Consider the following 5738-nt stretch of genomic DNA (forward strand, 5'->3'; position numbering starts at 1 on the left):
ATTGCGGGCCGAGAGAATCAGTATTAAAGACTGTTTTTGTTGATAAAGCCAACGGCAGAGTTCGATTCCATCCCCGTCCGGCAAGTCGGAATCGATAATTGCTAAGGTTGGTTGACGATGAAGGAAAGCTTGACGCGCACTTTGCAGGGTTGCCGATTGATTGACCAAATAACCGGCCTGTTGCAGATGCCAAGCTAATAGCGATCGCAAGTGCGGGTTGCCCTCAACAATAGAAATATAGATCGATACCACCTGAGTTTCTGCCCCATTACTGCACAGATTGACACATTGTCAGGGTATCAGAATTAATGTCAAGATGTTGTAACAATCGTAACATTCGTTAGCTGTCAGCTTTTTTCTCCCTGCTCCCATCTCCCCATCTCCCCATCTCCCTCATAAGTACCTAAGCAAAATTAATTACACATATCTAACCACCTCTTGCCTATTGCCTATCTTCACTAGGAAATTAATTTTGCACGACTACTTAATTTATAATTCATAATTTATAATTCATAATTTATAATTCATAATTTATAATCCCATCACCCCACTCCCGACTTTATAGTTCATAATTTAGGTTCTTCGTTACTTGGTATGGTTTGATCGGGGGGCATAAATCGACCAAATCCTTATCTGGCAAGAGACTTAATTGATTAGTTAGTTCTAGATCGAAAACAATTGACATAAATCTCCGAATGTCTTTCTATATAAGGTTTTCATCCCTTGTAACCCCATCCATCGCATAACACAAACCGAAGAACCATAAATTATAAACTATAATTTATAATTTATAATTTATAATTCATAATTTGTAATTCATACTTCCTCGAAAATGTCTTGACTATCGAACCCCATTCAAGGTATTCTCTGGAATAAGATCAGAGTGTGGTGGAATCCAGATTTGAATTGGCGTACAAACTCGGACAGTAATGCGCCAATTCAGATTTGAATGGCTCTCTTGGAGTTATGGTGATAAGCAAATCTTATCGAAGAAAGGGCGTATGCTATACGCCCCTACCAATCACATTACTCGCGGCGGTAGGGGCGCAATGCTTGCGCCCCTAATGTGACATGGTGAACATTTTTCACCCAATGTCCAAGAGAGCCATTTTAATTGGCCTACTCTTTTGGGGACTTACCCAAAAGCTGACAAATATTGTCTGTCTGATAATATCTTATTGATTGTTCTCTCAGCCATCTAACCACTAAAAAACGACCGGAACACCATGATAGATAACTTTGCCGCCAACGACCTCTATAACTGTATAGATAGTCTAGATTCCTCAGATTTTCAGAAATTCCTAGCGGGGAATAAGTCATCAATTCTTCCCACCATAGCCACTAAGTGCATAAGATTAGATCGCAGCCCCAGTATATATTCAGTCAAAGTTTTCACCTGACTTATATACTATACGACGGTAAAGGGAGGGCGCAGATCGAAATAACCCCCAACTCCCCAGAAATAAGTATCGACAGTTAGTAACCGACCCCTGACCCCACATCTGAAGCACTCAAGGAGAAAAAGTATGTTTGACCAAAATTTCAACCTATCAGACAGCAATGTTTTAGATAATATCTTCCAGTTACCAACCCTTGTGGTGGAATCAGGTTTAGGACGCTCCGACTTGATTACCCCTGTTGTCCCCAAAAGTCTCCAGGGCATGGATTCTGACTTTGTCAGCAATTCTGTGGAAGAATACCAGCTAGGACAAGAAAATCGCTGGCCATCATCCCAATCCCTTTCCTCTTGGCCTAACGGCGATGATTTTTTAACGGGTCAAAGTAATTTTGTGAGTTTTTCCAGTTCTGTTGACCTAGCCAGTAATACCCTCGCCACTGCCAGAGCGATTGCAGTCGGTTCCAGCACCAACAGTTACACCGATTCGGTAGGAAGCACCGATACCAACAATTACTATTGTTTTTCCCTCGCTAATTCTGGTAACTTTAATCTTGGTCTAACTGGAATGACCGCCGACGCGGACGTGCAACTGTTAAATAGTAGCGGTTCTGTCATTGCCAGTTCGCTTCGGGGTGGTAGCAACCCTGAGAGGATTACCCGTCAGTTGAGTGCAGGCACCTACTACATTCGTGTCTATTGCTATACTGGCAATACCAACTATAATCTCGCTGTTTCGGCCGCTCCTTTAGCTCCTGTTGACCTAGCTGGCAATACCCTCGCCACTGCCAGAGCGATTACAGTCGGTTCCAGCACCACCAGTTATACCGATTGGGTAGGAAGCACCGATACCAACGATTACTATCGTTTCACCCTCGCTAATTCTGGTAACTTTAATCTTGGTCTAACTGGAATGACCGCCGGCGCGGACGTGCAACTGTTAAATAGTAGCGGTTCTGTTATTGCCTCCTCTACTAACGGTGGTACGGCTTCTGAGAGCATTACCAGTCAGTTGAGTGCAGGCACCTACTACATTCGTGTCTATCCCTATACTGGCGATACCAACTATAATCTCGCTGTTTCGGCCGCTCCTTTAGCTCCTGTTGACCTAGCTGGCAATACCCTCGCCACTGCCAGAGCGATTACAGTCGGTTCCAGCACCACCAGTTACACCGATTGGGTAGGAAGCACCGATACCAACGATTACTATTGTTTCACCCTCGCTAATTCTGGTAACTTTAATCTTGGTCTAACTGGAATGACCGCCGACGCGGACGTGCAACTGTTAAATAGTAGCGGTTCTGTCATTGCCAGTTCGGTTCGGGCTGGTACGGCTTCTGAGAGCATTACCAGTCAGTTGAGTGCAGGCACCTACTACATTCGTGTCTATCCCTATACTGGCGATACCAACTATAATCTCGCTGTTTCGGCGACCACAGCCACAGTCACACCAGGATATAGTGCCATTTCAGGATACGGTTTAGTTAATGCCGCGAAAGCCGTCGCTGGAGCCTTGAATCAAACTCCTTTTGCCGATGTTCCCACTTTTGGTGGTGCTAATGACTGGGGGGTTAACTTAGTTAATGCTCCCGAGGCTTGGGCAAGCGGTTATACAGGACAGGGAATCGTCGTTGCTGTACTAGATACAGGAGTTGACCGCAATCATGCCGACTTAGCGGGCAATATTTGGACGAATGCGGGCGAAATTGCCAATGATGGCCTTGATAACGATGGCAACGGTTACGTTGATGACGTTTATGGCTGGAACTTTGCCAATGGCAATAATAACACTTTAGATGGCAACCGCCATGGTACTCATGTGGCGGGAACCATTGCTGCTGCTAATAATGGTTTCGGGGCCACTGGTGTGGCCTACAATTCCAGAATTATGCCGGTGAAAGTTTTGAGCGATTCCGGTAGTGGCAGCTATAGTGGCGTTGCCCAGGGAATTCGCTACGCTGTGGACAACGGTGCCGATGTGATTAATATGAGTTTGGGGGGTGGTAGCACTGACAGTGCAGTTCAATCGGCCCTCCAGTATGCCAGCAGTCGTGGTGTTATCGTGGTTATGGCCGCCGGTAATGCGGGGGCAGCTCAACCCGGTTATCCCGCTTCCAATGCCACCTCTTGGGGTCTTGCCGTAGGTGCCGTTAATAGTTCTAACCAGATGGCTTCCTTCTCCAATCGTGCTGGCTCCAATTCTTCGATGCGGTATGTCACCGCTCCAGGCGTACAAGTGTATTCTACTCTCCCTAATGGTGGCTATGGTTTCTTGAGTGGAACCTCCATGGCAGCACCCCATGTGGCCGGAGTGGTGGCCCTAATGTTGAGTGCCAATCCGAATCTGACCGATGCTCAAGTACGTCAAATTATTACGGACACAGCTGGTAATGTCGCCTAAAACTTGGCTGTTTTTCGGCCTCAGATTTCTTATCTTCAGGCATCAGCGAAAAGCTGATGCCTGATTCCTGTATCTCATTATCTAAATCACTCGTTAAGATTGCAGGGGAGTGCCGGAGCTGCGGAGCAGTGAGAGGCAGTTCGAGCATTTGTACTAAAATTTCCAATACTCGGCGATTCCCGCCCATGGTTAATTAAGAAAAATAAACTGTAGCCAAATATACTTTTTTTCCATGTTCTAATGGGGATAGATAGGGGGAAAAAAATCATGTCGAAATCACTCTTTACCGATGCCAGCAGTCGCCTAGAACGGGCCCTTAAGTATGTCTCCATTTCCGATGATGCGATCGAGCGGTTAAAATATCCCAAAGCTAGTCTCAGCGTCTCCATACCCGTCCGTATGGACAACGGCACTTTAAGAATCTTCCAAGGCTACCGCGTCCGCTACGATGACACCCGCGGCCCTGGCAAAGGAGGGGTGCGCTATCATCCCAACGTCAGCATTGATGAGGTGCAGTCCCTGGCCTTTTGGATGACCTTTAAATGCGCCCTGCTGGATTTGCCCTTTGGTGGGGCTAAGGGCGGCATTACCCTCAATCCGAAAGAATTGTCAAAAGCCGAGTTAGAACGCCTTAGCCGGGGCTATATCGAGGGTATAGCCGACTTTATTGGTCCCGATGTGGATATTCTTGCCCCCGATGTCTATACCAACGAGATGATCATGGGTTGGATGATGGACCAGTACAGCATCATTCAGCGTAAAATTAGTCCGGCGGTGGTGACGGGGAAACCTTTAACCATGGGAGGCAGTCGTGGTCGCGATACGGCGACGGGAACGGGTGCTTTTCATGTTATTCATTCTCTTTTGCCGAAATTAGACAAAAAACCCGCTAATACTACCGTAGCCGTCCAAGGATTCGGTAACGCTGGGGCCGTAGTAGCGGATCTCCTCGCCAAAGCCGGTTATCAAGTGGTGGCGGTAAGTGATTCCCAGGGCGGCATTTATCGGGAAAAAGGCCTAGATATTGCCAGCATTCGTGAGTATAAACAGGAACATCGCGGAATTACTGCTATTTACTGTGAGGGTACTGTGTGTAATATCGTAGAACACGAGGCGATTAGTAATGAAGAATTATTAGCCCTAGATGTAGATATTTTGATTCCAGCCGCCCTAGAAAACCAAATTACCGCCGAAAATGCCGATCGCGTGCGGGCAAAATATATCTTTGAAGTGGCCAATGGTCCGACTACCTCAGAAGCCGATCGCATTTTAGACTCAAAAGGGATTCTCGTTTTCCCCGATATTCTGGTTAACGCGGGTGGGGTAACGGTGAGTTATTTTGAATGGGTGCAAAATCGCAGCGGTCTTTATTGGCAATTAAACGAGATAAATGAGCGCTTAAAAGAAAGAATGGTGACAGAAGCGGAAAAAGTCTGGTCTTTCGCCCAGGAGTTCGATATATCTCTGCGTAACGCCGCCTACGCCCAGGCGATTGCTCGTCTCGGAGAAGCCCTAGATGCCAAGGGAACCCGCGACTATTATCAAAATAAGACGGGAGCATAAAAGCTATTGTCTTTTTCAGGGCGTTAAGTGGGTTTGGCTCTAGGTTTTAAAAATCCCAGAGAAGCAGATTCCTAGCCAAAAATTAAGATTCTGGTCGGCTAAAAAGATCCTAGGCAACCCGATAAATCGACGTTGCCTAGCAGCCGCTTAGAATCCCTAGTCATTTACGCGGGGGAATGGTGTGCAGCAAGAGCAAGAACCTATCCGACTGATAGGATCAGAATATCCATCTGCTAAATAGGGCTTGCTGAATAAATCTAAAAACCTTGTTGGATAAGGCTTTTAGACTTTTTTGACCTCAAAAAGTGCCGACCATTGGAGGGATCGGGGGTAAAATTCAGGTACTTTTTCCCTGAAAATTAGGTAACTGACTACCTC

Annotated in this window: 3 protein-coding genes; 2 read left to right on the forward strand and 1 reads right to left on the reverse strand. The window is 46.3% G+C overall.

All coding sequences use genetic code 11. From position 1 onward, the window contains the following. Positions 1–252, reverse strand: a 252-nt coding sequence (locus PX484_RS22780; protein ID WP_288105639.1) for a response regulator transcription factor, incomplete at its 3' end; no start/stop codon positions are given. A 1274-nt stretch (positions 253–1526) separates the two neighbouring features. On the opposite strand from PX484_RS22780, the gene PX484_RS22785 reads away from it, so the two are divergent. Beyond that, the gene (locus tag PX484_RS22785; protein WP_288105641.1) at positions 1527–3797 is read left to right on the forward strand and encodes a S8 family serine peptidase; all 2271 of its coding nucleotides are present in this window, start codon (positions 1527–1529) and stop codon (positions 3795–3797) included. Between the two features lie 267 nt (positions 3798–4064). Further along, positions 4065–5360, forward strand: coding sequence for a Glu/Leu/Phe/Val family dehydrogenase (locus PX484_RS22790; RefSeq protein WP_288105642.1), 1296 nt, complete (start codon positions 4065–4067; stop codon positions 5358–5360). The last annotated feature ends 378 nt before the right edge of the window (positions 5361–5738 follow it).

The organism is Microcystis sp. M49636_WE2 (assembly GCF_030065375.1).
Taxonomy (GTDB): Bacteria; Cyanobacteriota; Cyanobacteriia; order Cyanobacteriales; family Microcystaceae; genus Microcystis; species Microcystis aeruginosa_C.

What these genes read in the sequence shown, in the direction of transcription:
- PX484_RS22785 (WP_288105641.1), top strand. Translation starts at nt 1,527, where the DNA reads ATGTTTGACCAAAATTTCAACCTATCAGACAGCAATGTTTTAGATAAT.
- PX484_RS22790 (WP_288105642.1), top strand. Translation starts at nt 4,065, where the DNA reads ATGTCGAAATCACTCTTTACCGATGCCAGCAGTCGCCTAGAACGGGCC.